The organism is Roseibium aggregatum IAM 12614, assembly GCF_000168975.1.
In the GTDB taxonomy this organism is placed as follows: Bacteria; Pseudomonadota; Alphaproteobacteria; order Rhizobiales; family Stappiaceae; genus Roseibium; species Roseibium aggregatum.
In genome coordinates, this window is record NZ_AAUW01000010.1 from 164,331 (window position 1) to 190,652 (window position 26,322).

The following is a 26,322-nucleotide window of genomic DNA, read 5'->3' on the forward strand; positions in this document are numbered from 1 at the left end:
GAGCGCATCCTTCGTGTATTTTTATTACGTCACCGACATACCGGCGGCTGCGTAGGATCTTGTTCACCCCATAGACACCTCAAAAGCCGCCGCGTCAGGCGGCTTTTTGGTTTCTAGAGACCCGAGCTTCCTGGCGGGGGAACCAGGAAGCGAAAAATGACCAGACATATGATCGAAGCCGGTAAACCGGCGACAAAACTCAAATCGGAAGCACTTGCCGTGCTTCTGGAACGTGGCCTCGTGCACCAATGCACGGATATCGAGGCGCTCGACCAGACCCTGTCGCAAGGGCCGATCACAGCATACGCCGGCTTTGATGCCACGGCGGCAAGCCTTCATGTCGGCCACCTGATGCCGCTGATGACCATGCGCTGGCTGCAGAAGCTCGGCCATCGTCCCATCGTCGTGCTGGGAGGCGGCACCAGCCAGATCGGCGATCCGAGTTTCCGCAAGGATGCCCGGCCGATGCTGGAAGAACGCCAGATCGCCGCCAACATAGCGACCATTCGGCGATCCGTCGAACGGCTGGTCGACATGAACGGCGAAGACGGGGCTTTGCTGGTCGACAATGCGGAATGGCTCAATGAATTCCGCTTCCTGGAATTCCTCCGCGACTATGGCTCCCAGTTCACCGTCAACCGCATGATGACCTTCGACAGCGTCAAGTCACGCCTCGATGCACAGATGCCGCTGACGGTTCTGGAGTTCTGCTACATGATGCTGCAGGCCGTCGATTTCCTGGAACTGGCAAAGCGCTACGATTGTTCGCTTCAGGTCGGTGGGTCCGATCAGTGGGGCAACATCGTCAACGGTGTCGAGCTTGGCCGCCGCGACGGCCGCAAGCTGCACGGACTGACGGTTCCGCTGCTGACGACCGCGAGCGGCGCCAAGATGGGCAAGACGGCCGCCGGTGCCGTGTGGTTGCATCCTGAACATCTGTCGCCCTTCGGCTTCTGGCAGTTCTGGCGCAACACCGCCGACGCCGATGTCGCCAAATGCCTGCGGCTCTTCACCGAACTGCCGATGAGCGAGATCGAACGTCTGGCAGCGCTGGAAGGGGCGGAGCTCAACGAAGCCAAGAAGATCCTGGCCACCCAGGTGACGGCTATCGTTCATGGACCCGAAGAAGCGCGTGGCGCCTTGCAGCAGGGCGATGCCCTGTTTTCCGGCGAAGGCGAGATCCTGGAACCGACCCACAGTCTGCCGCTGAAAACGCTGGCGGAAGGTCTGGGTCTTCTGGAACTCGTGGTCGCGGTCGGCTTCGCGTCCTCCAACGGCGAAGCCCGCCGGCTGGTGGAAGGAGGAGGCGTCCGCCTCAACAACCAGATCCTTGACGACCCGCGCCGCCGCATCGCCACAGGTGATCTTCAGGCCAATGACCGCCTGTCGATTTCCGTCGGCAAACGCCGCAAGGCCCTGATCGGCTTCGAATGAGGCCGGTCAGACGGTTTCCGCGTCATCGATCAGAACGGCCGGCTCCAGCCGGCCGTTGTAGCCGAAGACCTTCCCGATCAGCGGGAAGGTCACCTCAACGCTGAAACTATACCTCCCATTGACAACACGTTCGCGCCCGACCGCTCTCGGAGCAAGGCACAGCGGCAAAGACAGAGGACCGAGTGAAACTTCCGCCGGGGTGATGTCGATACCCTGTTCGCTCGCCGTCACCTGCATCTTGAACAGGAACGGTCCAAGGCGCTCCAGCATGCAGGGATAGGCTTCGCCCTTTCCGGCCATCATGTCGGTCTGGAACGGCTGTCCGTCAAACCGCCGTGTCCAGCGCTCTCCACCCGCGATAGGTTCGAAGCTGGTCTCGACCGGAACACCCGTCCGGGCTTCCGGCAACTTCGCCAGCCGGCAGACCAGTCTTGCGCCCCACGAGCTTCCCCGGATGACATCCGCGGTGCCCTGCGCCACCCGCGCGAAGCTGTGCATCCGCCGGATTTCTACCGGAACCTTGTCTAACTCGGGGCCGAGGATGGTTTGATAAAGCGTGCGGGGCATGTGAGAACTGCTTTGATGTCGATGTGTCTTCTCAGACAGACCATTCTCGCGTCGATTGGACAACTGCAAATCTCTTTGCACTTGTTTGGTAACGTCCAGGTGAGCACCATTCAGCCTTCTCATCCCTCAGCCTCCCCATCATCCCTCTCCACTTCCTCCGTCATGCCATGGCCCGACCATGGCATCCACGCCGTTCCCCATCCGCCAATTGAGGCTTCCGGTTGAGGCACGGTCACGGCATGGATTGCAGGGGCGGGCCCTGCAATGACGGGGGAGTTTGAGGGGGCAGTAAGAGGCCGAGTTCTTTGGGGTATGCTGCCCTATGTGCGGACGCCCCGCTGCGCCCGGAAGACTGCCCGCAGCACGCTGTCCAAACGCCCAATTCTCCACTTCCTCCGTCATGCCATGGCCCGACCATGGCATCCATGCCGTTCCCATCCGCCAATTGAGGCTTCCGGTTGAGGCACGGTCACGGCATGGATTGCAAGGTCGAGCACTGCAATGACGGGGGAGTTTGAGGGGGCAGTAAGAGGCCGAGTTCTTTGGGGTGTGCTGCCCTATGTGCGGACGCCCCGCTGCGCCCGGAAGACTGCCCGCAGCACGCTGTCCAAACGCCCGATTCTCCACTTCCTCCGTCATGCCATGGCCCGACCATGGCATCCATGCCGTTCCCCATCCGCCAATTGAGGCTTCCGGCTGAGGCACGGTCACGGAATGGATTGCAGGGTCGAGCCCTGCAATGACGAATGTTTGGGACGAACGGAACAGTCCAGGCTTTCCGGACTGTGGAGAGGAACTGAAAGAGGGAAGCGCAACGCGGCCACAAAGAAAGAAGCCGGGATTGCCCCGGCTTCCTTTTTGACCAGTCAGCTTTGTTTCGCCAGTTGCCTTGCCCGGTAATCTTCCACCGGCAGGCCGCCGACGCCCCAGTTCTCAAGGTCCACTTCCTCGATCACCACGAAGGTGGTGGCGGGGTTCTTGTCGAGCACATCGACCAGAAGGTCCGTCGCGCCCTTGATGAGCCTTGCTTTCTGCTCTGCGGTCACCCCTTCGCGGGTTACCTGGATATTCACGTAAGGCATGTCAGGTCACTCCTTCGGTGCGAGGCCGGATTTCGAAGACCTTCGCCATGATTTGCCAGCGGCCCTCGTCACGTACGAAGGTAAGGAGATCGGTGAAGTCATTACTTCCGATCGAGCAGCGAACCCGGGCAAAGGCAGTGTTCTCGCCGGCAAACTGGATTTGGTCGATGACATCGCGGCGCTCTTCGCCCCGGGACGCCGGCGACTGACGGGCCGCGACGACCGGCACATACTCGGTCATCGTGCGGTAGAGCAGGGGTGTTTCGTCCGCAGTGGCGTAGATCGCCCGTTCGTGAAACACCTGCTGCAACAGGTCGGTATCACAGTGATAGAGCGCGTCGAAATAGTTGGAAATGACCTTTTCCAGCGCGATCAGGGCGCTGCTCATGCTGCCAGACCTTCTTCCTGAAGGGTCTTCTGGGCCGCCGGACGGGCGCGGATGCGCTCCACATAGGCTGCCGTCTCCGGCCAGTCGCTGAGAGACACACCGATGAAGTTGGTCCAGTTCAGGATGACGAAGGCATAGGCATCGGCGACGGAGAAGGTGTCACCCAGCAGATAGTCGCCGCCCTTGGCCAAGAGGGCATCGAACTGGCCGAGCCTGGTCTTCAGCTTGGCCTGCCTTTCAGCCGCTTCGGCATCGGAAAACTCCCTGCCAGAGAAGAACGGGCTGAAGGCGTTGTGCAACTCGGAAGACAGAAAGCTGAGCAACTCCAGCACGCGGAACCGGTCGAGCGGTTTGCCGGCGCTATCGGAGGCAAAGTCCGGATATTGTTCGCCAAGCCAATGCAGGATTGCAACGTTTTCCGTGAGAACGTCGCCGTTTTCAAACCGAAGCGCCGGCACATAGCCGCGCGGATTGGTCTCGTCGTAAGTCGCGCCGGTCTCCGTCAGACCCGCAGACGTATCCACTTTTTCGAGACTGTAGGTGGCGCCCGCTTCGTTGAGAATGAGATGAGCAGCCATGGAACAGGCACCGGGTTTGTAGAACAGTTTCATCGATTGGCTCCTTGGTTCATATCGATGCCCGGAAGGTGTAATTTTAGGTCACCATTGACAAGCAGGTTTCTATTGGTAACTTGAATTATCGAGTTACCGGGCAGAAACCTGATGGTTCCCGCGTGACCTTGGAACTTAAAAGATCGTGTGGTGCCCATGGCATTGAAAATGCGCAAGAACCTGAGCCCGAAGCCGCCGCAGCCCTGCAGTCTGACCCAGTGCATGAAGGTGATTTCCGGCGCCTGGGCGCCCAACGTCATCTGGAGCCTGCGGGCAGGTCCGCGCCGGTTCAACGAGCTGAAGGCGGATATTCCCCCTGTTTCCGGCAAGGTTCTGTCCCAACGCCTTTCAGAACTGGAAGGGCGCGGCATACTGTTGCGCCATGTCAGGCCGACATCGCCACCGTCTGTCGAATATGAGCTAACGGACCTGGGCCAGGATCTCGTTCCCGCGCTGGAAGCCATCGTCGAAGTCGGTCACAAACTGAAGGAACGGCGTGATTTCCAGAAGGCAGCGGAAGCTGCCGAATAGGCGCTGGATCGGGGAGGGGAACTTGAAACAACGGACCTTTGTTTGTGTCCACGGCGTCTGGCATGGCGGCTGGTGCTGGTCGCGTCTGGCAGATGTCTTGAGGGTGCGCGGCCACCGCGTCACCACACCAACGCAAACGGGCCTCGGCGAGCGCTCGCATCTGCTTTCGCCGGACATCACGATCCAGACCTTCGTGGAAGATATCGTCCGGCATCTTCAGTTCGAGGATCTGACGGACGTCATTCTTGTGGGCCACAGCTTTGGTGGTATTCCAATCACCGGTGTTGCGGACATCCTGCCGGAGCGCATCGCGAAGCTGGTCTCTCGACGCCATCATGCTGGAAAGCGGGGAGACCTGGTTCGATCTTCTGCCGCAAGATCTTGCGGAAGACCGCCGGAAACTGGCTGAAACCAGCAGCAACGGCCTCTCGCTGCCGCCGGCCCCGCCGGAAAGCTTTGGCATCACAAGGCTGGACGACGTTGCCTTTTTGAAACCGCGCCTGACCCCGCATCCGTTCAGGACCTTCACCACGGCGCTGAAGCTGAAACATCCGGTGGGCAACGGCCTTCCGGCTCATTACATCGAATGCACAGACCCGTCCTATCCTCCGGCAAAAATCGCCTTGGCCCGGGCACAGGCAAAGGGTTGGCCGGTCTCGCAGATAGCGACCGGGCATGATGCGATGGTGAGCGAACCGGAGAGGTTGGCGGACTTGCTGGAAGGCATTGCAAAAGAGCTTTGACGACGAAGGGGCTGCCGCTCCCGGTTCTTCAACGAAAAACGGGGCAGCCCTCTTTCGAAGGCTGCCCCGCATCACTGCCAGGACAAGATCGGGTAACGCCGGCAGTCTTTAGAAGAACCCGAGCTTGTTCGGGTTGTAGCTGACCAGCATGTTCTTGGTCTGCTGATAGTGATCCAGCATCATCTTGTGGGTTTCACGTCCGATACCGGACTGCTTGTAACCGCCGAAAGCCGCGTGGGCCGGGTAGGCGTGGTAGTTGTTCACCCACACGCGGCCAGCCTCGATGGCGCGACCGAAGCGGTAGCAGCGGTTGGCATCGCGTGACCACACGCCGGCGCCGAGGCCGTACATGGTGTCATTGGCAATCGCCAGGGCTTCTTCTTCGGTCTTGAACGTGGTGACGGACACCACCGGACCGAAGATTTCCTCCTGGAAGACCCGCATCTTGTTGTGGCCTTTCAGGATGGTTGGCTGAACGTAGAAGCCGCCGGAAAGGTCGCCGTCGAACTTGGCTTCCGCGCCGCCGCACAGCACTTCCGCACCTTCCTCGACCCCGATGGTGAGATAAGACAGGATCTTGTCCTGCTGCTCACGGCTGGCCTGCGCTCCGACCATGGTCTCCATGGCGCGCGGGTCGCCTTGCTTGATGGCTTTCACACGGGCAATCGCCCGTTCGATGAAGGCTTCGTAGATGTCTTCCTGGATCAAGGCGCGGCTCGGGCAGGTGCAGACCTCGCCCTGGTTGAAGGCGAACAGAACAAAGCCCTCTATGGCCTTGTCCAGGAATGCATCGTCTTCGCTCATCACGTCGGAGAAGAAGATGTTCGGCGACTTGCCGCCGAGCTCAAGCGTCACCGGAATGAGGTTCTCGGTCGCATACTGCATGATCATCCGGCCGGTTTCGGTGGAACCGGTAAAGGCGATCTTTGCGATGCGGTTGGACTTCGCAAGCGGCGCGCCGACTTCAGCGCCAAAGCCGTTGACGATGTTGAGAACGCCATCCGGCAGCAGGCCGCCGATGAGCTCTGCCAGCACCATGATCGCAGCGGGTGTCTGCTCGGCCGGTTTCAGGACGACACAGTTGCCGGCAGCAAGCGCCGGAGCCAGCTTCCAGGCCGCCATGAGGATGGAAAAGTTCCACGGAATGATCTGACCGACAACGCCGAGCGGTTCGTGAAAGTGATAGGCGACCGTATCGGCATCAATCTCCGACATCGATCCTTCCTGGCCGCGCAGAACGCCTGCGAAATAGCGGAAGTGGTCGACGGAAAGCGGAATGTCGGCGGCGGTCGTCTCGCGGATCGGTTTGCCGTTGTCCCAGGTTTCCGCCTTGGCCAGAATGTCGAGGTTCTGCTCCATGACATCGGCGATTTTCAAAAGAACGTTGGCGCGCTCTGCCGCCGGGGTCCGGCCCCAGGCGTCCTTGGCTGCATGGGCTGCATCCAGCGCCAGCTCCACGTCGGCGGCGTCGGAGCGGGCGACTTCGCACACGGTTGTGCCGGAAATCGGTGTGATGTTGTTGAAATACCGTCCGTTCACAGGGGCAACGAACTTGCCGCCTATGTAGTTGTCGTAACGGGATTTGAACGGCGACGACGTGTCGATGTTAAAACTGGGCATCTGGTTCATCTGGGATCCTCCACTAGATCGGCAGTCCGGCGGGTGAAGCCGCGACAATCCGAAGGTCCCGGTCCTCCACCGGGAATGGGTGGACTGTGCCGGAGGAGCTCTGGAAGCGGTAGGAGGGGGAAAAGACCAGTGTTTCGAATGTGTCTCAGTTCTGAGACAGGTCGGCCGGGATTTCAGTCGATACCGAGCCGTTTCATGCGCCGGTAAAGGGTTGCCCGGCCGATGCCGAGCGCGCGGGCGGCTTCCGAGACGTTGCCGCCGGCGCGCGTCAGGGCGCGGATGACGGCGGCTCTTTCTGCCTTTTCAAAGCCGCTCGGACCATCCTCCCGGCCAAGCAGATCTGAGGCGGGCAGGGGTTTCAGCGGGCCGCTCGCGCCGAGCCCGAAGGCCTTTCTGGCGGCACGGGTCGCGCCCAGCACGATGTCGTCGCCGTCGACCGCCAGCAGCATCGCGTTATCAGTGCTTTCCCCATCGGCGACAATGATACGGGCGCCAGGAAAGGCAGCGCGGAAGGTTTCGATCTCGATCTGCCTTGCGGTCTGCGAGACCATGGCGGCAATCAGCCGGTTGAAGGCTTCTGTCTGGTCCGACCGGGCTGAGGAGACGTCCAGAGCCCCGGCGAGTCGCCCATCCGGGCCGTAGATTGGCGCGTCCATGCAGCTCATGCCGACATTGCGTGCCAGAAAGTGCTCCTGCCGGTGAACGATGAGATTGCGTTCTTCCGCAAGGCAGGTGCCGATGCCGTTGGTGCCGACGGCAGCCTCGCTCCAGTTGGTGCCCTGGCTCAAGCCCCAGTCCTGAAAGATATCCGCGTCGGCTGAGGTGCAGCGCTGGTCGAGAATGACACCTTCCGCATCGGTCAGAAGAACCGTGCAGCCGGATTGACCGACCAGGCCAAAAAGCTGATCCAGCTTCGGGGCCGCGATCTTCAGGAAAGCGCCCGTCTCTTCGCGTCGCTGGTAAAGCTGGTCGTCGCCGATGCGCTGAGGGGGCTTGCGAGCGGCCGGATCCAGACCGTGCTTGTCGATGGATCTGCGCCAGGACGCAGCGATCCGGGACAGCGCAGGTGCTGAGGCGGATTGCACGGTTCGCAGAACTGTTTCGACATGATCCTTCATCGTCGCGATCGCCGGCCCAGAGGCTGCCGGCATTCTGAGCCGGCCTCAAACCTTGGATCCGTTCCTCCCATGAACGCTCGTTTGAGCGCAGAGGATGGCGGCATTGCATGGCGATTGCAAGCTGTCTGTCCGGCGGAGTTCCCGGACCGGTGTCGCGCAAGGCCCCATCTCTACAGGCTGCTGCTGCCTTGCTGGCAAATCGCGTTGAAAAGGATTTCCGCAATTGTCGACGTAAGGGGAGGGCAGATACTCCTTGTTGTTTTTCTGGATGATTTCGTGCGGAAAAAAGAAACGTAGAGTGATTATTTGAAAAATCTCGCGAGAAAGTAGTAAATTTTTCTCTCGATGAGAGTTAAGTGCCGAAATATTTCTGGAGCAGATTAAAGCTGATGTAAGCAAATTCGTATAATCACAATATAAATTCCGGAGGGGCCTCTATGTATGGAATGCTGAACGAGGGCATTCGTAGTTTCATTACGGACAACCATGGACCCGAGGCCTGGCAACGCATTTGTGAATCCGCGGGCCTGGATCAGCTCGAATTCGAAAGAATGTCGAGTTACGACGATGCCATCACCTACAAGCTTATCGAAGCCATCTGCCGCTTTACGGGTCTGCCTTTGACGGAGGTTATGGACATCTTCGGCAGATACTGGGTTGAATTTGCGGGCGCTTCGCATTTCGGCAATCTCATGCGGCTCGCCGGCAATTCCTTCATCGAACAGTTGAAGGGTCTCGACGACATGCACGACCGCATTCTCCTGACGATGCCGCACCTCAAACCACCCTCCTTCGAAGTCGACCAGAAGGACGATGGCTCCTGCATTCTGCATTACTATTCCGAGCGCGAAGGACTGGCACCGATGGTGATCGGCCTTCTGCACGGCCTGGCCAAGGAAACCGGTGAGCGCATCGAGGTGAGCCAGGTCGCTGTGAAATCCGAGCAGTTCGATCACGACATTTTCGAAGTCAGGATTCTCGACAAGGCACCGAACCCCACCAGCACCGAGGCCGGAATTTGACCGCATCCAAACTCGATCTGACCGGCAAGGCCATCGACATGCTTTTTCCCATGCATGTTGTGTTGGACGATCGCGGTCGGATCGGAGGGCTGGGCCCGACCCTGGAAAGGGTCCTTGGGACAGGCGTTTTGGAGGCGGATCTGTTTGACGTCTTCACGGTGGAAAGACCGCGAAACGTCAGATCGATGGCCGATATCCGTGAAAGGCTCGGTACGAAACTGGTTCTGAGGGCACATCTGCAAGACGGCGCGCCGATACAGTTCCGCGGTTTCGCGCTGGCTGCCGCGGACGAGGAGGGGATATTCCTGGATCTGTCCTTCGGTCTTCACCTGTCGCAGGTTGTCGAACGTTTCGGGCTGACGGAAGCTGACTTCAAACCCAACGATTTTTCCATCGATCTTTTCTATTCCTTCGAAGCGCAGCGCACGCTTCTTGAAGACAGCCAGAAAATGGCCTCCGCACTCAAGGCGGCGAAGATAGAAGCGGAAAAGAAGGCCTTGCAGGACCCACTGACGGAAATAGCGAACCGGGGAGCCCTGCACCGCCGCCTGGAAGACGTATTGCACCTGCCGGACAGGGGGCAAATGTTCGCCCTTCTGCATATCGATCTGGATGAGTTCAAGTCGATCAACGATAACTTCGGCCACTCCGCAGGTGACATGATCCTCCTGCAGACGGCGGAGGCAATGACATCCTTTTGCGGTCCGAACGACCTTCCGGCGCGCCTCGGCGGGGATGAGTTCGCCCTGTTTCTGGCAGAGCCCCCGGACAAGGAAGAGCTCCACGCCATGGCGCTTCGCCTGTTGAATGCGATTGCCATGCCGATCCGCTACAACGGCCATAGTTGCCAGGTCACGGCAAGCATAGGCGTTGTCCTGTTTCATCCCGGACAGGTGCAGAACGCCGACCGGCTGATCGCGCATTCCGATATCGCGCTTTACGACGCCAAGACCACCAGATCGTCCGTCAAATTGCTGTCAAAGGAGATGATCCGGCGGCACGAGGAGACCAGCAGGCTGATCTCGCTGATCGAGAGGGGGCTGAAACTCAGCCAGTTCGTTCCCTATTTTCAGCCGCAGATAGACAGCATGACGGGAGGGGTGTGCGGTCTGGAAGTGGTTGCCCGCTGGCAGACCGAGAAGGAAGGGGTACTGCCGCCGGCCCGTTTTCTGGAAACGGCGACCAGGGCAAATATCATGTCCGAGATTGACCGGCAGGTGCGGTGCAAGGCCTTCACGCATTTTGCGGAATGGAAATCCGACGGCAAGGACATCGGCAAGCTCTCCCTGAACGTGACTGCATCCAACCTCAGGTCGGAGGCGTTTGCCGCAATTTTGCAGACCGAACTTGCCGATGCGGGTCTGACGCCCGGCGATATTCAACTGGAACTTCTGGAATCGATCCTCTTCGACCAGTCGGACCAGGAATTGATTGCCCAGTGCCGCAATCTGGAACAGGCAGGCTTTGCCCTGGCCCTTGATGACTTCGGCACGGGGCACTCTTCCATCGCCACCTTGATCGAGACACCAGTTGCGACCTTGAAGATAGATCGCTCTTTCGTCTCCGGGCTCGACAGAAACCCGAAGATGCAGCGGATTGCAGGTGCCATGCTGGCAATGGCCCAGAACATGGGACTGGATGTTCTGGCAGAGGGCGTTGAAACGCGCGAGGAACTGGAATTCCTGGAAAACTGCGGCTGCCGGCTGTTTCAAGGCTTCTATTTCTCGCCGCCCCTCAGCGCAGTGGAGATCCGCAAATGGCTGGATGTCTGGGCGCCGGACCTGAAGCGCGTGACGGCCTGATCCGGGCAATTCCCCCTCTTAAACAAAGAAAACCCCGTCTCCCTTTCTGGGAAACGGGGCTAAGTGGATCTCGCGGGGAACGCGAAGTCTCCTCTTTGGAGTGCCTGCTTATGCCTGCAGGCGGGATCTGATTTCCTTGCGGAGGTCGTCGATAGGTGACGTCTTCCCGCCTTCGTTTATGTGCCAGAAGGTCCAGCCGTTGCAGGCTTCCTGCCCCTGTACCAGCGCGCCGACCTTGTGGATCGAGCCGGTATGGTCGCCGGACTTGAGCGAACCGTCCGCACGCACGATGGCAAGATGTTTGCCTTTCGGGCAGCTTAGTTCCGTGCCTGGCTGCAGCAGACCGCTCTCCAGAAGCGTGCCGAAGGGAATGCGCTTCAGAGCCCGCTTGCCCTGCTGCATTTCCAGCGATGCGGCATCGCCGGGCTCAATGGCCTCGATACGAGCCGTGGCCGCGTCGATATAGTCCTGCTCGCGCTCCACGCCGACATAGTGACGGCCGAGTTTCTTGGCGACGGCGCCAGTGGTGCCGGTCCCGAAGAACGGATCGAGCACGACGTCTCCCGGCTTGGAAGAAGCGGTCAGGACGCGGTAGAGCAGAGCTTCCGGTTTCTGGGTCGGATGCACCTTCTGTCCGTCCTTGCCCTTCAGCCGCTCGGCACCGGTGCACAGAGGCAGGTGCCAGTCGGAGCGCATCTGAAGGTCCTCGTTGAAGGTCTTCAGCGCATCGTAGTTGAAGGTCGGCTTCGCATCTTTCGACTTCACCGCCCAGATCATGGTCTCGTGGGCATTGGTGAACCGTTTGCCGCGGAAGTTCGGCATCGGGTTGGACTTCAGCCAGACGATGTCATTCATGATCCAGAAGCCGAGATCCTGCAGGATCGCGCCGACGCGGAAGATGTTGTGATAGGAGCCGATCACATACAGCGAGCCGTCTGCTTTCATCACCCGGCGGACGGCCAGCAGCCAGGCCCGGGTGAAAGCATCATAGGCTTCGAAACTCTCGAACTGGTCCCAGTGATCGTCACAGGCATCCACCTTGGACTGATCCGGCCTGTGCAGGTCGCCACCCAACTGAAGGTTGTAGGGCGGATCCGCAAAGACCAGGTCCACAGACCGGGACGGCAGTTTCTCAAGGGCGGCAACGCAGTCGCCCTTCAGGATCGTGTTCAGCCAGGAAGCACCTGCTTCCGGTTCATTGGATAGACGGGGTGCCCCGAAGGACACCCCGGTACGCAGTACACTCATTGCGACGCAATACCTCACGCAATTTCGAGTGTCATGGTTACCGGGTTTGGTAAATCAGCGGTTAAGCGATCGAAACAAAAATTCCCTTTGAATCAAGGCTTTGTTTACAATCGTAAAAGCTGAATGAGAAGTTAATGGCCTGTTCCGACCGAAAAGGCCAGAATTCTGCTGATTTCATTGAGGGGACGACCGGAAGTTGCTTTCCATTCGTTAAAGGCAGCCTGAATCGCGTTCAGATTTTTTTTCGACATCGCGTCCTTCTCAATGACATTTTCGCGGATGAGGGCGTTAACCACATCGCCGGAGAGGATTAAACTTTCCTTGCCCATGAATCGCAAAGCGATTTGCCCGGTGTTGCCGCCGAGCCGGCAACCCCGCTTCTTGAGAAGGTCCATCAGGCCGATCTGATCGCTCACCGGGTAATGCGCGAAAAACCTGGCCGCGCTGCCGTGTTCGGCCGCAAGCTTCTTGAGGAAAATCGCGTTCTCCTGAACGGAACGGATCTTGGCGCCATTGCGCACGATCCGTTTGTCGCCGAGCAGTTCCTCGAACGCTTCGTCGGGCAAGAAGGCGAGGCGGGCGACATCGAAGCCTTCGAAGGCCTCTTCGAAACCCGGCCACTTCTGATCGATGACTTTCCAGCTGAACCCGGCCTGAAAGACGCATTTGGTGAACATGGCAAGCCAGCGGTCGTCACCGACCTGTTCCAGCTCTTCAGCCGTTCTCGGGGCTGCATGCTCTGCAAGCAGCGCCTTGAGTACTTCCGGTCCGCCCTTTTTCTCCGCGGCCAGGTCTTCTATTTCTTCAAAGGAACGCATGCAGATCTCCGTCTCGCTGCAGATGCCGTTCCCCCTGCACCCCCTCATCCTGAGGAGGGCCGCAAGGCCCGTCTCGAAGGATGGGCTACATACTCGGGAACAAGCAGCCCATCCTTCGAGACGGCGCGTCGCGCCTCCTCAGGATGAGGGAGGAGGAAAGGCGTGGTCAGGCGAAAACCTTAGCGTTCCTGGATCTGTTTTGTCCGTTCAAATTTGCGCAGGGCCAGCGAAAGCGTGATCGTCATCATCAAGTAGATCAAGGCGACGACGTTATAGGTCTCGAAATAGCGGAAGGAGCCGGCGGCATAGACCTTGCCGAGCTGGGTGATGTCCGCGACGCCCAGAACCGACACCAGCGAGCTGTCCTTGATCAGTGCGACGAAATCATTGCCGAGCGGCGGCAGGATGGTCTTCAGCGCCTGCGGGAAGATGATGAGGCGAAAGCGTAGCCAGCCGTTCATGCCGAGTGCCTCGGCTGCCTCGATCTGGCCCTTGTCGACGGCCTGAATGCCTGCCCGGAAAACCTCGGCAATAAAGGCCGAGTAGCCGATCGTCAGCGCAAGAACCGCCCGCCAGAGCAGCGGAAAATCCCGGGTGCGCAGAAGGTCCAGCCCCAAAGGCTCCAGAACGGCGTTGACCGCTGCGATGAACAGCGGGGTCGCGACGAAGGCAATATAGAGCAGAAGCACGATGATCGGCATTCCGCGCACGATCTCGACGTAGAACCGTGCCGTCTGACGCAACACGATCGATCCGGACAGCGAGGCGAGCGCCAGCAACAGCCCGAGCAGCGACGCGCAGAAGAAGGCGACAAGCGTTACGAAAACCGTCAGTCCGATACCGCGCGAAACCGTCGCCATGACCTGCGAATAGATGTCGTTAGTCGCGATCTGGAACAACAGGAAAACCGCAATGCCGACCGCAACCAGAAGCCAGTAGGGGAAATCTTCCTTGGGCGCGCCGGACGGTGTCTTGGTGCGGAACATGGCTTGGTCTGGGCTCCAGCGTTGGTTACGGCGGTTCAAACGAAAATGGCCGGCATCGGGGCCAAAAGCCCGGATACCGGCCATGGGTCGTAAAGTCCAGCCGCCAACAGGCGGTGATTGACCCTACTCGGCGACTTTGTAGTCGAAGAACCACTTTTTGTTGAGGGCATCCAGCGTACCGTCGTCGCGCATGCTGGCAATGGCCGCGTTGACCGGTTCGATCAGGTCCGAGCCTTTGGGAAAGATGAAGCCGAAGTCTTCCGAGCCCATCGGATCGCCAATCAGCTTGAAGGTGTCCGGATTGGTGGAGACATAACCCTGGCCGCCGGTGCTGTCGGTCAGAACCAGATCGACATCGCCTGCCTTGAGCGCCTGAACGGCCGCACCGAAGGTTTCAAACAGCTTGATGCGCGGGTTGGCTTCGTCGCCATCCAGCACTTCATAGACGGTGACATAGAACGGCGTGGTGCCCGGCTGAGCGCCGGCCAGAAAATCGCTGTTGGCGGCAAAGCCCTTGGCATCGGTGAACCGGTCTTCGCCCGCGCGTACCAGCATGAACATTTCGGACCGCATGTAGGGGTTTGAAAAGTCTACCTGTTCGGCGCGGTCGGCGCGAATGGTGATGCCGTTCATCGCGATGTCGTATTCGCCGGCGGAGATGGCGGGGATCATCGCGTCCCAACTGGTGTTCTGAAAGGTGACGTTCAGGTTCAGCCGTTTGGCAATCTCGGCAACGGCATCATATTCCCAGCCGATTGCCTCGCCCGACTTCGGGTCGACGAATTGCAGCGGCGGGTAGGTATTTTCGGTCGCGATGACGACATCCCGGCCGCCGAGATCCGGCAGATTGTCGGCAAGGGCGGAAACGCCTGCGCCAATCAGGGAGGAAACGGCGACCGCAAGGGTCAGGACAGTGTTTTTCATGGGGAACTCCTGATCGAAAACTTTGCCGGACTTTAGCCGCTTGCCTCGCTTTGGGAAAGCCTGCTCAAATGCAGCAGTAAGAGGCGGTTTGCAGAAATTTTCTCTCTGCGAAAAAAAATTCAAAATCCGATGCTAGATCTATTGACCATGGCAAGCGTTAGCGGGACTGTGAGCCCATAAGAACAATAAGGAGACGGTTTGTGTCCAACTCGAACAAGAACATGTTTCATCAAGCCGCCCGCAGGGTCCGGCACGCGCCATCGCATCCGCTTGAGGTTTTTACCGACGCCGATAAGGCCGTCGACCGGCTGATCGAAATTTTTGAATCCAACACCGCGTTTCTGCGTCAGCATTTTCAGGAACTCTTGGAAGGCAAGGAAATCAGTGGCCGCGTGCGCGCGTTCTATCCGCAGGTCCGGATCGTGACCGACAGCCATGTCCGGCTGGACAGCCGCCTGTCTTATGGTTTCGTCTCCCGTCCCGGCACCCACGCCTCGACGATCACCCGCCCGGACCTCTTCCGGCACTATCTGGTGTCCCAGTTGTCGCTGCTGATGAAGAACCACGACGTGCCGATCCAGGTCGGCGACAGCGACATGCCCATCCCGCTGCACTTCGCCTTCTATGACGGCACGCATGTGGAAGGCGGAGCTGCAGCAGCGAATCTGGACCGTCCCCTGGCGGATATGTTCGATCTGCCGGACCTGACCGTCATGGACGATTCCATCGCCAACGGCACGTATGATCCGGCCGACGGGGTGATGCCGCTTGCTTCCTTCACGGCGCCGCGTGTCGACTATTCCCTGCACCGCCTGCAGCACTATACGGCGACAAAGGCCGAGCACTTCCAGAACTACGTGCTGTTCACGAACTATCAGTTCTACATCGACGAGTTCTGCCGCATGTCCAAGGAACTGCTGTCGCAGCCGGATAGTGGCTACGAGTCTTTCGTTTCCCCCGGCAATGTGGTGCTGGAAGCAGGACAGAGCCAGCCGGATGGTGAAGAGCTGACAAAGCTGCCGCAAATGCCGGCCTATCACCTGAAGCGGGCGGACGGCAGCGGCATCACCATGGTCAATATCGGTGTCGGGCCGTCCAACGCCAAAACCATTACCGACCATATCGCCGTGCTGCGGCCGCATGTGTGGCTGATGCTCGGTCACTGCGCAGGCCTCCGGAACAGCCAGACGCTTGGCGACTACGTTCTGGCCCATGGCTATGTGCGCGAGGACAATGTCCTCGACCAGGACCTGCCGATCTGGGTGCCGATCCCGCCTCTGGCGGAAGTGCAGGTGGCCCTGGAAGACGCGGTCGCGGAAATCACCGGTATAGACGGCTACGAACTGAAGCGTGTCATGCGGACGGGAACCGTCGTCTCGCTCGACAACCGCAACTGGGAGCTCTGGGATCAGCCGGAACTGGTCAAGCGATTCTCCCAGTCCCGTGCCATCGCGCTCGACATGGAATCGGCGACCATCGCCGCCAACGGGTTCCGTTTCCGCGTGCCCTACGGCACGCTGCTGTGCATCTCGGACAAGCCGCTTCACGGCGAGTTGAAGCTGCCGGGCATGGCAACCGACTTCTACAAGCGCCAGGTTGCCCAGCATCTTCAGATCGGCATCCGGGCGATGGAGAAGATGCGCGACATGACCGCCGAACGCCTGCATTCGCGCAAGCTTCGCAGCTTCGCTGAGACAGCATTCCAGTAAGACGTCCTGAACGGTGCAGGCGGTTCGCTAACCGGCGGTACCGAAAATGACGAAGCCTGCCGCATGAAGTCGTAAGAGCGCGAAACACAACAAAAAAGCAACGGTGTTGGCAGTCAAGATGGCGTCGGCACCGTTGCTCTGAGTCTTGCATTAAGAATGATGATCATTTTCCGCATGACAGCGACGAGAGCGACTTTTGATGGTTTTGCATTTGTCTTGAGGCGTGTGTAGAAGCCTTTCATTGTGGGGTCGAAGCGAATGGCTGGCAGAGCTGCGATATAGAGAGCATCTCGGATTTGCCGTCTTCCACCGGAGATCATGCGTTTTCCGCGCATGAGGCCGCTGTCCCTGTTGAGTGGAGCTACACCGACAAGCTTGGCGATCTGGCCCTTGGTCAAGGTGCCCAGTTCAGGCAGGTCGGCGAGCAGGAAACAGGCAGTTTTCAGACCGATCCCCTTGAGGGACATGAGGACTTCCGCCTTTTTGGCGAGATCTGGATCCGACTTGATGCAAAGCTGCATGTCCTCGGTGACAGCGTGGCGCTGGTCGCTCAGGAAGCGCAGGCTTTCCTCAATCAGGACTTTCGTCTTGCCGGTTAGTTTTTCCCTGCGGTTCTTTTCCTGAACAATCATGTGGGCCAGTTGTCGGTACCTTTGAACCAGCTCCTTGAGCAGGGATTGAGCCGGGGACCTGGGATCCAGCAGGCGCGTCTCAAGGCGCCGGCCATAGTCGGCCAGAATGAAGGCGTCGATCCTGTCGGTCTTGGAGAGCTGTCCGCACGCACGAGCAAATTGCCTGACCTGCTTGGCATTGATCTTGGCAACAGGCATTCGGGCCGCCAAAAGGCTTGCCTCAACAGCACGCTCATAGCCTCCGGTCGGCTCGAGGATAAGGCGCTCTATCCCCTTGAACCTACCAAGAAGGGCCAGAAAGGCACCAATCCCCTCATCTGTGTTGGCGAAGGTTGCATGCTCTTCATCTGGCAAAACGCAAACGTCAAATGAGGATTTTGATATGTCGATGCCGACAAAACGATTAGCATAAGGCATGGCTTGGTCTCCCTTATACGCGAGCGCGAAGCTCTCTCAACGGTTCGACGAAGCCTCTGCGCACGAAGGGTTTTGCTTTTTTGCGAACGTGAAGTTCATCCCCGGAAGGGCTCAACCACTTCGTATGCCGCCATCGAGGTAAGGCCATACCTCAATGACAATGAGGCCGGAGCATCTAACCATGCTCCGGCCTCTCAATGTATAAGCCGGTGCAATGCACCGGCTTTTGCATAGCCAATGAAATGGCGGCTTGACGGTTTACTCGGCTTCGTCGGCCGGGGCGGCATTCAGCATGCCGTAGCGCTCGACACCGATCTTTTCCAGAAGCTCAAGCTGGGTTTCCAGAAAGTCGATATGACCTTCCTCGTCTGTCAGCAGCTCTTCGAAAAGCTGCATGGAAACATAGTCGCCTTCCTCGCGGCAGATGTCGCGGGACTTGGCGTAGGACGTGCGGGCGTCATATTCGCCGGCAAGGTCCGATTCCAGAACTTCCTTGATGTTCTGTCCGATCCGCAGCGGTGCAACCTTCTGCATGTTCGGATGGCCTTCGAGGAAGATGATGCGGTCGACCAGCTTGTCGGCGTGCTGCATTTCCTCGATGGATTCTTCACGTTCCTTCTTTGCAAGGCGCGCGAAGCCCCAATCGCTCAGGAGGCGGTAGTGAAGCCAATACTGGTTGATGGCGCCCAGCTCCAGAAACAGAGCTTCGTTCAGGCGCTCAATGACTTTCTCGTTCCCTTTCACGGCAGAGCCTCCTTCTTGGAAATCGATTTTGTTTAGAATTATTCTAGAGTATTTCACTTCAGGCGCAAGGGGCCTTGGCACTCTGAAATGGAACTTCCACTGGTTACACCCCGAAGCGGCGAATTGAAACTGGCCACTGATCGCTCAATGTAAGGCAAACCGGTTTCAAGGCCTTTTCCGGGCAAGCAATCGCAAATTCGTCTTACTGCCCGTTTGTTGCCGCCTGATGAACGGAAGTCCGCCGCAAGGAAAGGAACTTGGCAACTGCTCGAGCAGGCGTCTGCCCCGGCCTCAGCGGAAGCGGGGGCCATGGCTCCAGCAGGTGAGGGAGTAGCGGGTTCCCTTTGTCACCGGCACCACCCTGTGCAGCATGAAACTGGCAAACAGCGTTGCGCAGCCCTGATCGCGTGAGGCAGCCATCACCTTGTGGCCGAGGCTGATTTCCAGCGCCCCGCCTTCATAGGCGTCCGATGGCGAAAGCTGTGTGACGATAGTCGCCTTGCGGAACTGGGCGATAGGGCCTTCACCGACATCCGAATGCCAGTCGTAGTGGCCTTCTTCGCTCTCATCGTAGATGGCAACCTGAAGCTTTTCCCGAAACTCGGTGATGTCGAAATCGAAGGCCTCGCGGTTGGCTTTTGCAACGGCGGTCATCACACGGTCCATGACCCAGCCGGCGGTGCCTTCGTCATCAAGCCAGCTTATGCGCGCGCGGCGGATCTCGCCTTGCTGCTTGCCACCCACCAGGCCGCCCGTATCCTGGGCTTCCGCCTGGCTCAGGCGGATGATTTCATCGCAGTCCTTTTGAGAAAAGAGTGCGTCGTAGGAATAAGTGAACATCGAGGCTCAGATCCAGGAAAGAGGTGCGCTGTTCAACCTCCAATCCGGGGAAACTGCAACAGTTTTTTTGAGCCGGGAAAGAACTATTTCCTGGGCCTTTCGACCGCGGCGGCCAGCGCCTTCTTCATCACCGTCGGAAGGGCTTCGCTTTCAATGACGTCCGGGGCCGACCACCAGGCACCGTCCAGCAAGGGTGTGGCGCTCACTACAAGGTCGGCCCGGTAGACCGTGAGCCGTAAATGGAAGTGGGTGAAGGTGTGTTTCACTTCCACCGGACGCTGCTGCCAATCCGCGGGAAACGGCGCAAGGCTGACAGCATCCTGAAGATCGAAATCCTCTGCCCACTTGGTTCCCGGCACTTCGCTCATCCCGCCCAGCAGGCCTCGCGGCGGGCGGCGGCGCAGCAAGACGGCGCCCGTTGCCGCGTCGACCGCCACGAAGGCCGCACCGAACCGCGTGGGCTTTTCTTTCTTGGGAGCCTTGCGCGGCAGTGTTTCGGCAAGGGCCGACGACTGGACCCTGCAGATGGAGCGCCAGGGGCAGATGGCGCAGGCCGGTCGTCTGGGTGTGCAGATCGTCGCGCCGAGATCCATGACCGCCTGCGCAAAGTCACCGGGCCGCTCGTCTGGCGTCAGCTCCGCCATTTTCGCCTTGATTTCGGGTTTGGCGTCCGGAAGTGGCGTTTCGATCTGGAAAAGCCGCGTCAGCACCCTTTCCACGTTGCCGTCAACCACAGCCGCGTGCCGGTCGAAGGCGATGGTTGCGATGGCTGCCGCCGTATAGGGGCCGATGCCCGGCAACTTCAGCAAGGCTTCTTCATCTTCCGGAAACCGGCCGTCGTGATCCCGGGCAACGGTTTCGGCACATTTTTTCAAATTGCGCGCCCGCGAATAATATCCAAGGCCCGCCCAGGCTTTCATGACGTCTTCTTCCGCCGCCTCGGCAAGATCGGTCACGGTTGGCCAGCTTCGCGTAAACTTCTCGAAGTAGTCTTTCACGGCGGCGACGGTGGTTTGCTGCAGCATGACTTCAGACAGCCAGATCCGGTAGGGATCCGGGACTTCACCCAGGTTTCGGTCTTCCGGAGAAACTCGCCAGGGCAGGCGCCGGGCGTGCCGGTCGTACCAGTCAAGAAGCAGTCGAGAAGGGGAAGCAGATGCCATGAGATCAGATGAACAACAGGTGGTGATATGAAGCAGCAAGCCTTGGATAGCCTGGGGACAACTTGGCTGATATAGGCAGTGCGATGAGTTCGGGGAAAGTAATCGTCGTCATTTTGTCGTATTCTATTGAGACACAACACCCCAATCTGGAAACCGGCCGGCAAATCGCCGGACCGTATGTCTGGATGAGGAGGTAGGCTATAAGCGCTACGAAGGCAAACCCTGTGCACGCCTCGAGAGGGGCAAAGACGCTGGCCGATCTTGTCGGCAAGGCCATGACGCCTGTTTGCCGGAAGCGTGGGTTTGCGTCCGTTGACATCATTGCCTCCTGGGCCGACATCGTCGGCGAGCGTTACGGCACGCGTGTACAGCCTGACCGGCTGATCTGGCCACGCCAGCCCGAGCGCAGCGACCCGGAAAACCCGCCGGAGCCGGCGACACTCGTGGTCCACACTGACGGCGCAACGGCCCTGATGCTGTCTCATGACAGTGCGCAGGTGATCGAGCGCATCAATACTTTCTACGGCTGGCGGGCCATTGGCCGCATCAAGATCTTGCAGAAACCGGTTCTGGTGAAGCAGCCGGTGCGCAAGAAACCCCTGCGCGATCTGACACAATCCGAAGAGCAGCAGCTTGAGGCACGGCTGGAGGGCGTCGAAAATGACCGTCTTCGGCAAGCGCTGATGAAACTGGGTGCGCAGGTCATCGCCCGCCGTGAAGACGATGCTGCGTGACGCGGACGCGCCTTTTCCTCCAATAACAACTCTGTGAAGCGCGGATCGGCGTCCATTCTCTTGGACACTGCTTTTCCCGAAAAGGGCTGCTTTTTCCGGACCCTTCGCTCGATCGGGGTCTGGAATGACGCAATGAGGCCTCGGCGGTTGCCCGTCCTCGCTCCTGCCACATTTGATAAGCTTTGTTGACGCCGCCTGCCCGAGAGGGCAGAGAAGGCGGCAAGCCGGTTCATCCTGCATTCAGCTGAAGGCAAATAGGGTGGCCCGGTACCGTTAAACCCGATCGGCTTGGATATCCGTCAGGATGTTCTTCGATCCACGCACCGGCCGGTGCAGCGCTTGACTATTGTGACAGGACGATCTTCGTGACCCAGACCCGTAGACAGTTTCTCAAAACCACTGCCCTGGCGACGGCAGCCTTCTGCCTTGCCGGTTCGAGCTTGGCTCTTGCGCAGACCGTCGACCAGGACGAACTGGTAAAACCCGGCCCGCTGGGTGACAAGATCCTCGGCGATGAAAATGCGCCGGTCACCATTGTGGAATATGCGTCCATGACCTGCGGTCATTGCGCCAACTTCCACAAACGCACCTATCCGGAGCTGAAGGCCGATTACATCGATACCGGCAAGGTTCGCTTCATTTTCCGCGAGTTCCCGCTGGATCCGGTTGCCGCAGGCGCTTTCATGCTGGCACGCTGCGCACCTGCCGACAAATATTTCGAGATTGTGGACATCATGTTCGAACAGCAGCGGACCTGGGCGTTTACCGACAATCCGTACCAATCCATGCTCGACTTTTCCAAGCAGATAGGTTTTACAAAAGAGTCCTTTGAGGAATGCTTGGGGAACCAGGGTCTGCTTGATGCCATCGATGCGGTGAAAAACCGTGGTGCGAGCGAGTTTGGCGTGAATTCCACCCCGACGTTCTTCATCAATGGCGAAAAGCACTCGGGGGCGCTTTCGATTGAAGAGATGGGCAAACTTATTGACGCAAACCTCTAGACTGGCGGTCGATCCGCCGGTCTTCTCGGTTTGCCTCGATCAAACCCATGATCTTCGGGTGTCCGTGTCCACGAGGCACGGGCGCCAATGAAATTTTCCAAACTCCGCATCGTCGGCTTCAAATCCTTCGTCGAACCGATGGAGTTCATCATCGGCAACGGCCTGACCGGAGTGGTCGGGCCGAATGGCTGCGGCAAGTCCAACCTTGTCGAAGCCCTGCGCTGGGTGATGGGCGAAAACTCCTACAAGAACATGCGTGCGTCCGGCATGGACGACGTCATCTTTTCCGGCAGCCTGAACCGCCCGGCGCGCAACACCGCCGAAGTGACGCTGTACCTGGAAAATCAGGACCGAACGGCACCAGCCGCGTTCAACGATGCCGATGCGCTCGAAGTCAGCCGCCGCATCGAGCGCGAGCAGGGCTCCAACTACAAGATCAACGCCAAGGATGTGCGTGCGCGTGACGTGCAGCTTCTGTTCGCGGACGCCTCCACCGGCGCGCGCTCGCCTGCCATGGTGCGTCAGGGGCAGATCGGCGAGTTGATCGCTGCCAAACCGACCTCTCGCAGGCAGATCCTGGAAGAGGCGGCCGGTATCTCCGGTCTGCACTCGCGTCGGCATGAGGCGGAAATTCGCCTTCGTGCCGCAGAGCAGAACCTGGAGAGGCTGGAGGATGTCCTCGTCCAGATCGACGGCCAGCTGGACAATCTGCGCCGCCAATCGCGCCAGGCCTCGCGCTATCGTAACCTGTCGTCTGAAATCCGCGCAGCCGAAGCCTCGATCCTTTACATTCGCTGGACCGAGGCACGCGATGCGCTGGGCACCGCCGAAAGGCATTTTGCCGAAGCCCAGAAGCAGGTGAACGAAGCCACGGGCCTGCAGGCCGAAAGCGCCCGCATTCAGGCCATCGCCGCCCACAAGCTGCCTGAACTGCGTGAGGATGCGGCTAAGGCGGGGGCCGCATTGCAACGGCTGGTCATTGCCCGCAACGAACTGGACGCCGAAGAGCGGCGGGTGAAGGAAAAGCTTCAGGACCTGGAGCGCCGTCTGGTGCAACTGGCGGAAGACATCCGGCGCGAACAGTCCATGGTGTCTGAAAATGATGAGGTTCTGGAGCGCCTGTCGGAAGAGCGCGCAGAGCTGCTGGAAGAAAACGAGATGGTGCAGGAGCGCACCGAAAGCGCCCGCGAAAAAGTGACCGAGGCAGAAGAGGCCGTGGGAACGCTGGAAAGCCAGTTGTCCGACCTGACTGCGGCCGAGGCTCGGGCGACTGCCGAACGCCGCCAGTTGGAGCGGGCTGTTGCCGAAAGTCGGCAGCGCGCGGACCGGCTGCTTGCCCAGGCCCAGGACGCCCAGAAAGCCCTTGCCGAAATCAACGAGCGCATGGCCGAACAGGACGGCGTTACCGAAAACCGGGAAGCCCTGGAAGTGGCCGAGGAAGCCCTTCTGGAGGCGGAGGCTGCCGCGGAAGAAGCCGAAACTGCAACCCGAGAAGCACGTGAGCAGGAGCAATCTGCCCGCGGCCCCGTTGGTGACGCCCGCCAGTTGCTTCAAGGCCTTGAGACCGAGGCCAGGACGCTGGAACAGGTACTCAACGTTCATTCCGAACAGGATCACACACCGGTTGTCGAGCAGATTCGCGTGGAGCAGGGCTTTGAAACGGCTCTGGGGGCCGCGCTTGGCGAAGACCTGGATGCTTCTCTGGAAGAAGCTGCCGCCGTCCGCTGGGGCGGGGTTCTGTCCCATGACGGCGATCCGGCCTTGCCGGCCGGTGCACGCAGCCTGGCCGAGGTGGTGGAAGCGCCCGCCGAACTGAGCCGCCGTCTGCGCCAGGTCGGTCTTGTCGACCAGGCAGCGGGGCCGGGCCTGCGCACATCCCTGAAGCCCGGTCAGTGTCTTGTTTCCGTTGAAGGTGATCTGTGGCGCTGGGATGGTTTCGTGATTGCAGCCAATGCGCCGACACCGGCAGCGCAGCGCCTGGCACAAAAGAACCGCCTTGCCGAACTGGACGACGAAATCGAACACGCCCGGCGTGAGCTTGAGGATCGCCAGCAGGCGCTGGAGGGTGCTGCGACCAGGGTGCGTCAGGCCGTCGAACTGGAGCAACTGGCCAGAGGCAAGGTTCGCGACGGTCAGCGCCAGGCAGCTGCAGCGCGTGAAGCGCTCGCGGCAGCGGAGCGGGCGGTTTCCCAATTTGCCGCCAAGCGGGAAGCTGCACAGGACCGGGCACAGCGCCTTGGCGAAGAGGCTGAACTGGCCCGCGAACAGCTTGCCGAAGCCGAGGAACGTCTCGAGGAAGCGCCTGACGGAACCAGCTATCGCGACCGCATCGAGGATTTGCAGGGGCAGGTCGCGGCAGCGCGTGGTGCGCTGGCCGAGGCGCGGGCGGTTGCCGAGGGCCTTGCCCGCGAGCAGCAGATGCGCGACCGCCGTCTGGAGGCCATTGCCCGGGAATACGACGGCTGGAAGACCCGTGCCGCCAACGCCGCACAGCAGATTTCCATTTTGCAGGAACGGCGCGAAGAAGCGGAAGAGGAGCGGGCCGAGCTGATCGAAGCGCCCGAAGACATCGAGATCAAGCGCCGCGACCTGTTTTCCGCCATTGCCAAGGCGGAAGAAGACAAGAAGGCAAAAGACGATCAGCTCCAGCAGGCTGAGCTGGATCTTGCCGAGGTGGACCGCGCGGCCAAGATCGCGATGGAAGCGATGGCGGGCGCACGAGAAGAAAAGATCCGCGCCGAGGAACGCCTTGAAGCTGCCCGTGACCGCAAGCAGAACCTGGAACGGCGGATCGACGAGGACCTGGAAGTGTCGGTGACGGCACTGCCGGAAATCGCAGGCCTGAAGGAAGGCGCGCCGCTCCCCGATCCCGATGCCATGGAACGCAAGCTGGAGCGGCTGAAGGCCGAGCGTGAACGGCTCGGCGGCGTCAACCTGCGTGCGGAGGAAGAGCTGCGTGAAATCGACGATCAGAAGACCACGCTGACGTCCGAGCGCGACGATCTGATCGAGGCGATTCGGCGCCTGCGGACCGGGATCTCGAATCTCAATCGCGAGGCGCGAGAGCGCCTGCTGGCCTCCTTCGAAGTCGTCAACGGCCACTTTCAGCGGTTGTTCACCCATCTTTTCGGCGGCGGCACGGCGGAACTGCAGCTCGTTGATAGCGACGACCCGCTTGACGCCGGTCTGGAAATCATTGCCCGCCCGCCGGGCAAGAAGCCGCAGACCATGACACTGCTGTCGGGCGGTGAGCAGGCACTCACGGCCATGTCGCTGATTTTCGCGGTGTTCCTCACCAACCCGGCGCCGATCTGCGTTCTCGACGAGGTCGATGCCCCGCTGGACGACGCCAACGTGGAGCGTTACTGCGACCTTCTGGACGAGATGGCCAAGAGCACGGAAACCAGATTTGTGGTGATCACGCACAATCCGATCACCATGGCGCGCATGAACCGCCTCTTTGGCGTGACGATGGCCGAGCGCGGCGTTTCCCAGCTTGTTTCGGTCGATCTGGAGACGGCGGAGCGATTCCGGGAAACTGGCTAAGAATGCGTCTGGTGCGGCACTGCCGCGAAAACCTTATGCAACTTAGGTCTGGCTGATTCTGCTAAAACAGAAAAATATATTATTTTTCAAAGAGATAGAGTTTGATGCAGGCTTCTTGACACGGCATGAGGTGCCGACTATGGTGCGCGCGGCTTAGGGGGCTCCCCAGTTGTCGGATCAAGCATGTCGGCGCGAGCTGAGGACTTAAGAACATGTCTTCGCAAAACGGCGATAACAAGGATCGGGCGGTTGGTTCCCCGGAAGCGGGTCTGTCGGAACGGCGGGCTCAATTGAACCGGAAGCTTGACGACTTGAGGGTGGTTGAAGAAAAAACCGCTCGGAAGTCTCAAAGCAGCTCATCCGGATACGCGCAGGCAATGAAACTCTCTTCTGAGTTTATCGCCGGTGTGCTGGTGGGGGCCGGGATTGGTTGGGTTGCCGACCAGTGGCTTGGGACATCGCCTTTCGGGCTGATCGTCTTTCTGCTGCTGGGTTTCGTAGCCGGGGTCTTGAACGTTCTGCGCGCGGCGGGTGTCGTCGAGCAGCCGGATGCCAAGGTCCAGCACGAAAAAGACGTTCAGAACGACAGATCGAAATAGAATTTGTCGCGCCTTTTGGCGCATTGATATGAAC

Annotated in this window: 25 protein-coding genes; 11 read left to right on the forward strand and 14 right to left on the reverse strand. The window is 59.6% G+C overall.

The genetic code is table 11. The features are described from left to right. The first annotated feature begins 156 nt into the window (after positions 1–156). Positions 157–1,434, forward strand: coding sequence for a tyrosine--tRNA ligase (gene tyrS, locus SIAM614_RS15165; protein WP_006935740.1), 1,278 nt, complete (start codon positions 157–159; stop codon positions 1,432–1,434). 6 nt (positions 1,435–1,440) lie between these two features. On the opposite strand, the gene SIAM614_RS15170 is transcribed toward tyrS, so the two are convergent. From SIAM614_RS15170 to SIAM614_RS15185, 4 genes are all read right to left on the reverse strand, one after another. Then, positions 1,441–2,001, reverse strand: a complete 561-nt coding sequence (locus SIAM614_RS15170; protein WP_006935741.1) for a DUF4166 domain-containing protein — start codon at positions 1,999–2,001, stop codon at positions 1,441–1,443. Positions 2,002–2,867: 866 nt separating this feature from the next. Beyond that, on the reverse strand, positions 2,868–3,083 hold the full coding sequence (locus SIAM614_RS15175; RefSeq protein ID WP_006935742.1) for a tautomerase family protein: 216 nt from the start codon (positions 3,081–3,083) through the stop codon (positions 2,868–2,870). Position 3,084: 1 nt separating this feature from the next. Further along, the gene (locus tag SIAM614_RS15180) at positions 3,085–3,471 is read right to left on the reverse strand and encodes a nuclear transport factor 2 family protein (RefSeq protein WP_006935743.1); all 387 of its coding nucleotides are present in this window, start codon (positions 3,469–3,471) and stop codon (positions 3,085–3,087) included. After that, a complete protein-coding gene (locus SIAM614_RS15185) occupies positions 3,468–4,082 on the reverse strand; it encodes a glutathione binding-like protein (RefSeq protein WP_006935744.1) in 615 nt (204 codons plus the stop codon). The genes SIAM614_RS15180 and SIAM614_RS15185 overlap by 4 nt, the downstream gene beginning before the upstream one ends. A 156-nt stretch (positions 4,083–4,238) precedes the next feature. Between SIAM614_RS15185 and SIAM614_RS15190 the strand changes: the two genes are divergently transcribed. The 3 genes from SIAM614_RS15190 to SIAM614_RS32965 are packed head-to-tail and all read left to right on the forward strand — an operon-like array spanning position 4,239 to position 5,356. After that, complete coding sequence (locus tag SIAM614_RS15190; protein ID WP_006935745.1) at positions 4,239–4,613, forward strand: winged helix-turn-helix transcriptional regulator; 375 nt, start codon at positions 4,239–4,241, stop codon at positions 4,611–4,613. Between the two features lie 22 nt (positions 4,614–4,635). Next, the gene (locus SIAM614_RS32960; protein ID WP_198137330.1) at positions 4,636–5,022 is read left to right on the forward strand and encodes an alpha/beta fold hydrolase; all 387 of its coding nucleotides are present in this window, start codon (positions 4,636–4,638) and stop codon (positions 5,020–5,022) included. Continuing rightward, positions 4,949–5,356, forward strand: coding sequence for a hypothetical protein (locus SIAM614_RS32965; protein WP_006935747.1), 408 nt, complete (start codon positions 4,949–4,951; stop codon positions 5,354–5,356). Before SIAM614_RS32960 ends, SIAM614_RS32965 begins: the two co-directional genes overlap by 74 nt. Positions 5,357–5,464: 108 nt before the next feature. Here SIAM614_RS32965 and adh read toward each other — a convergent pair whose 3' ends face one another. Next, entirely contained in the window at positions 5,465–6,985 is a 1,521-nt protein-coding gene (gene adh / locus SIAM614_RS15200; RefSeq protein ID WP_006935748.1) for an aldehyde dehydrogenase, read from the reverse strand. A 173-nt stretch (positions 6,986–7,158) separates the two neighbouring features. Continuing rightward, complete coding sequence (locus SIAM614_RS15205) at positions 7,159–8,136, reverse strand: GAF domain-containing protein (protein ID WP_006935750.1); 978 nt, start codon at positions 8,134–8,136, stop codon at positions 7,159–7,161. A gap of 404 nt (positions 8,137–8,540) precedes the next feature. On the opposite strand from SIAM614_RS15205, the gene SIAM614_RS15215 reads away from it, so the two are divergent. Then, on the forward strand, positions 8,541–9,125 hold the full coding sequence (locus tag SIAM614_RS15215; protein WP_050789399.1) for a heme NO-binding domain-containing protein: 585 nt from the start codon (positions 8,541–8,543) through the stop codon (positions 9,123–9,125). Continuing rightward, on the forward strand, positions 9,122–10,927 hold the full coding sequence (locus SIAM614_RS15220; protein WP_006935754.1) for a putative bifunctional diguanylate cyclase/phosphodiesterase: 1,806 nt from the start codon (positions 9,122–9,124) through the stop codon (positions 10,925–10,927). Before SIAM614_RS15215 ends, SIAM614_RS15220 begins: the two co-directional genes overlap by 4 nt. A gap of 108 nt (positions 10,928–11,035) precedes the next feature. Here the strand turns inward: SIAM614_RS15220 and SIAM614_RS15225 are convergent, their stop codons facing one another. The 4 genes from SIAM614_RS15225 to SIAM614_RS15240 form a co-directional block, all read right to left on the reverse strand. Then, on the reverse strand, positions 11,036–12,175 hold the full coding sequence (locus SIAM614_RS15225) for a site-specific DNA-methyltransferase (protein ID WP_006935755.1): 1,140 nt from the start codon (positions 12,173–12,175) through the stop codon (positions 11,036–11,038). A 131-nt stretch (positions 12,176–12,306) separates the two neighbouring features. Beyond that, complete coding sequence (locus SIAM614_RS15230; RefSeq protein ID WP_006935756.1) at positions 12,307–12,993, reverse strand: DNA-3-methyladenine glycosylase I; 687 nt, start codon at positions 12,991–12,993, stop codon at positions 12,307–12,309. Between the two features lie 179 nt (positions 12,994–13,172). Continuing rightward, a complete protein-coding gene (locus tag SIAM614_RS15235; protein WP_006935757.1) occupies positions 13,173–13,979 on the reverse strand; it encodes an amino acid ABC transporter permease in 807 nt (268 codons plus the stop codon). Positions 13,980–14,102: 123 nt separating this feature from the next. After that, entirely contained in the window at positions 14,103–14,903 is an 801-nt protein-coding gene (locus SIAM614_RS15240) for a transporter substrate-binding domain-containing protein (protein WP_006935759.1), read from the reverse strand. Between the two features lie 221 nt (positions 14,904–15,124). On the opposite strand from SIAM614_RS15240, the gene SIAM614_RS15245 reads away from it, so the two are divergent. Next, on the forward strand, positions 15,125–16,612 hold the full coding sequence (locus SIAM614_RS15245; RefSeq protein ID WP_006935760.1) for an AMP nucleosidase: 1,488 nt from the start codon (positions 15,125–15,127) through the stop codon (positions 16,610–16,612). 113 nt (positions 16,613–16,725) lie between these two features. Here SIAM614_RS15245 and SIAM614_RS15250 read toward each other — a convergent pair whose 3' ends face one another. The 4 genes from SIAM614_RS15250 to mutY all read right to left on the reverse strand — a co-directional run bounded on the left by SIAM614_RS15250 (position 16,726) and on the right by mutY (position 20,408). Next, positions 16,726–17,661, reverse strand: a complete 936-nt coding sequence (locus SIAM614_RS15250; RefSeq protein WP_040440336.1) for an IS110 family RNA-guided transposase — start codon at positions 17,659–17,661, stop codon at positions 16,726–16,728. A 258-nt stretch (positions 17,662–17,919) separates the two neighbouring features. Continuing rightward, the gene (gene bfr / locus SIAM614_RS15255) at positions 17,920–18,405 is read right to left on the reverse strand and encodes a bacterioferritin (RefSeq protein WP_006935763.1); all 486 of its coding nucleotides are present in this window, start codon (positions 18,403–18,405) and stop codon (positions 17,920–17,922) included. A gap of 291 nt (positions 18,406–18,696) precedes the next feature. Then, entirely contained in the window at positions 18,697–19,245 is a 549-nt protein-coding gene (locus SIAM614_RS15260) for a 2OG-Fe(II) oxygenase (protein WP_006935764.1), read from the reverse strand. An 83-nt stretch (positions 19,246–19,328) separates the two neighbouring features. Next, positions 19,329–20,408, reverse strand: coding sequence for an A/G-specific adenine glycosylase (gene mutY / locus SIAM614_RS15265; RefSeq protein WP_006935765.1), 1,080 nt, complete (start codon positions 20,406–20,408; stop codon positions 19,329–19,331). A gap of 224 nt (positions 20,409–20,632) precedes the next feature. On the opposite strand from mutY, the gene SIAM614_RS15270 reads away from it, so the two are divergent. From SIAM614_RS15270 to SIAM614_RS15285, 4 genes are all read left to right on the forward strand, one after another. Then, complete coding sequence (locus SIAM614_RS15270; protein ID WP_006935766.1) at positions 20,633–21,142, forward strand: DUF721 domain-containing protein; 510 nt, start codon at positions 20,633–20,635, stop codon at positions 21,140–21,142. A gap of 365 nt (positions 21,143–21,507) precedes the next feature. Further along, positions 21,508–22,143 (forward strand): thioredoxin domain-containing protein, encoded by a 636-nt coding sequence (locus tag SIAM614_RS15275; RefSeq protein WP_006935767.1) that lies wholly within the window; start codon positions 21,508–21,510, stop codon positions 22,141–22,143. Positions 22,144–22,230: 87 nt separating this feature from the next. Further along, positions 22,231–25,689 carry a chromosome segregation protein SMC gene (smc, locus tag SIAM614_RS15280; RefSeq protein WP_006935768.1) on the forward strand — a complete coding sequence of 1,153 codons (3,459 nt, stop codon included), beginning with the start codon at positions 22,231–22,233 and terminating at the stop codon, positions 25,687–25,689. A 212-nt stretch (positions 25,690–25,901) separates the two neighbouring features. Further along, positions 25,902–26,288: an AtpZ/AtpI family protein gene (locus tag SIAM614_RS15285; RefSeq protein WP_006935769.1), complete on the forward strand. Its 387-nt coding sequence runs from the start codon at positions 25,902–25,904 to the stop codon at positions 26,286–26,288. Positions 26,289–26,322: the final 34 nt, after the last annotated feature.

Coding starts and splice junctions, on each gene's coding strand:
- SIAM614_RS15215 (WP_050789399.1), top strand. CDS start 8,541: ATGTATGGAATGCTGAACGAGGGCATTCGTAGTTTCATTACGGACAAC.
- SIAM614_RS15245 (WP_006935760.1), top strand. CDS start 15,125: ATGTTTCATCAAGCCGCCCGCAGGGTCCGGCACGCGCCATCGCATCCG.
- SIAM614_RS15240 (WP_006935759.1), bottom strand. CDS start 14,903: ATGAAAAACACTGTCCTGACCCTTGCGGTCGCCGTTTCCTCCCTGATT.
- SIAM614_RS32965 (WP_006935747.1), top strand. CDS start 4,949: ATGCTGGAAAGCGGGGAGACCTGGTTCGATCTTCTGCCGCAAGATCTT.
- SIAM614_RS15170 (WP_006935741.1), bottom strand. CDS start 2,001: ATGCCCCGCACGCTTTATCAAACCATCCTCGGCCCCGAGTTAGACAAG.
- SIAM614_RS15250 (WP_040440336.1), bottom strand. CDS start 17,661: ATGCCTTATGCTAATCGTTTTGTCGGCATCGACATATCAAAATCCTCA.
- SIAM614_RS15230 (WP_006935756.1), bottom strand. CDS start 12,993: ATGCGTTCCTTTGAAGAAATAGAAGACCTGGCCGCGGAGAAAAAGGGC.
- mutY (WP_006935765.1), bottom strand. CDS start 20,408: ATGGCATCTGCTTCCCCTTCTCGACTGCTTCTTGACTGGTACGACCGG.
- SIAM614_RS15175 (WP_006935742.1), bottom strand. CDS start 3,083: ATGCCTTACGTGAATATCCAGGTAACCCGCGAAGGGGTGACCGCAGAG.
- SIAM614_RS15190 (WP_006935745.1), top strand. CDS start 4,239: ATGGCATTGAAAATGCGCAAGAACCTGAGCCCGAAGCCGCCGCAGCCC.
- adh (WP_006935748.1), bottom strand. CDS start 6,985: ATGAACCAGATGCCCAGTTTTAACATCGACACGTCGTCGCCGTTCAAA.
- SIAM614_RS15180 (WP_006935743.1), bottom strand. CDS start 3,471: ATGAGCAGCGCCCTGATCGCGCTGGAAAAGGTCATTTCCAACTATTTC.
- SIAM614_RS15205 (WP_006935750.1), bottom strand. CDS start 8,136: ATGCCGGCAGCCTCTGGGCCGGCGATCGCGACGATGAAGGATCATGTC.
- SIAM614_RS15235 (WP_006935757.1), bottom strand. CDS start 13,979: ATGTTCCGCACCAAGACACCGTCCGGCGCGCCCAAGGAAGATTTCCCC.
- SIAM614_RS15260 (WP_006935764.1), bottom strand. CDS start 19,245: ATGTTCACTTATTCCTACGACGCACTCTTTTCTCAAAAGGACTGCGAT.
- smc (WP_006935768.1), top strand. CDS start 22,231: ATGAAATTTTCCAAACTCCGCATCGTCGGCTTCAAATCCTTCGTCGAA.
- tyrS (WP_006935740.1), top strand. CDS start 157: ATGACCAGACATATGATCGAAGCCGGTAAACCGGCGACAAAACTCAAA.
- SIAM614_RS15225 (WP_006935755.1), bottom strand. CDS start 12,175: ATGAGTGTACTGCGTACCGGGGTGTCCTTCGGGGCACCCCGTCTATCC.
- SIAM614_RS15185 (WP_006935744.1), bottom strand. CDS start 4,082: ATGAAACTGTTCTACAAACCCGGTGCCTGTTCCATGGCTGCTCATCTC.
- SIAM614_RS15285 (WP_006935769.1), top strand. CDS start 25,902: ATGTCTTCGCAAAACGGCGATAACAAGGATCGGGCGGTTGGTTCCCCG.